The organism is Microcoleus sp. T2B6, assembly GCF_036700475.1.
In the GTDB taxonomy this organism is placed as follows: Bacteria; Cyanobacteriota; Cyanobacteriia; order Cyanobacteriales; family Microcoleaceae; genus Microcoleus.
Genome location: NZ_JAUBOZ010000244.1, coordinates 1 through 1,355, shown reverse-complemented (window position 1 = coordinate 1,355; position 1,355 = coordinate 1). Strand labels below are relative to the sequence as shown.

The following is a 1,355-nucleotide window of genomic DNA, read 5'->3' as shown; positions in this document are numbered from 1 at the left end:
ACAGGGTAAGAGCATCTCAATCAGCCTTGACAAAAGGATTTGAGAAGAAGCATCATGTATTCATCATTCATTGCAGCCCGTTTTCTTTTCTGTCGCAAGCTACGCTTGAGAGTAGTTTCTTGATTTACAGCATTCAGGGACATCCGTCTGATAACAGCCAAGTTTCGAGGGCTATTCAAGGACCGAATGCGAGATCTATCTTCATTAAAAGTGACATCTAAAACCCAATGTTCTTGATTTTCAATACTCCAATGTTGACGAATGACGCGACCATTAAGCTGGGCATCTACGGGTAAGGAACTTAGGTAAAATTGTACTTCATGAGTGGTTTTGTTCCACAGATAACGGAAACGTTCTACTATAACAATAGTCTGAATATCTGTCCAGTCTTCTTGTTTGTAAAGCCCGCCTAAAACCCCCACTGGAACCGCCCAAACTTTTCGAGTTTCGATTCGATGATGTGCTTTTTCCGTTCGGGAATCTTCACTCACTTCAATTCCCCCAAATTGGTTGGCTCTGGCTGTTTCAAACCAGGTTTTGACTTGTTTATAAAGGGTTGGATGATTCTTTTTCAAAGTAACTACGTAATCAGCTTTTTTTTGACGAATCAGCCGAACAATCTCGGTTTGAGTACCCATCGCATCCATCGTAATAATCGCTCCGGTGACATCGATTAATTCCAATAGGGCTGGGATAGCTGTGATTTCATTGGAATGGTTTTCAACTTTAACTTGTCCAAGTACCAACCGATTTTCACTCGCCCACGCCGTCACTAAATGTAAATTCTTTTCCCCGGTTTTTCGGTCATAAGAACCTCGGATACTTTTTCCATCAATCGGGATAACTTGTTGGACAACTGGCCCAATTAATTGTTTAACCCATTCAGTCAACTTCTGTTCTAAAACTTTCGGGTCTACCTTTTCAAAAACTCGTCGGAAGGTATCATCGCTCGGGATACCATTTGGTAAGTCTAAAAATTTTTGCAACCATTGCTGCTTACTGATTCCATAATTTTCCATGTCTTCCCACCCATCACCTCCAGCTATTGTAGATAATATAGCAATGACGAGAATATCTTTCAGTAAGTGACGTTTGGTTCGGTTCACTCTCGGGTCGGGTACGTCATCAAAATAACTTGATAAGCTTCCTTGTAACTCTTGCATAGAGATAGCTGAGGGCTTCTTCAGTAGTTTAGACTTTGGCCGGGCGGGCAGGAATCCTTTATCCATTGAGTTTTACCGCTTGATGACTTAGTTTTTAAGGCATTATAAAATTGCTAATACGTAAATACCACATTTTTTATATTTGTCTTTTTGTCAAGTACAATTTATACTAAATTAGATGAGCTTACCCTG

General features: G+C 40.4%; 1 protein-coding gene. It reads right to left on the bottom strand.

Going from position 1 to position 1,355, the window contains the following annotated elements:
* Positions 1 to 20: 20 nt before the first annotated feature.
* Entirely contained in the window at positions 21 to 1,229 is a 1,209-nt protein-coding gene (locus tag QUA00_RS36680) for an ISAs1 family transposase (RefSeq protein WP_333301354.1), read from the bottom strand.
* Between the last annotated feature and the right edge of the window lie 126 nt (positions 1,230 to 1,355).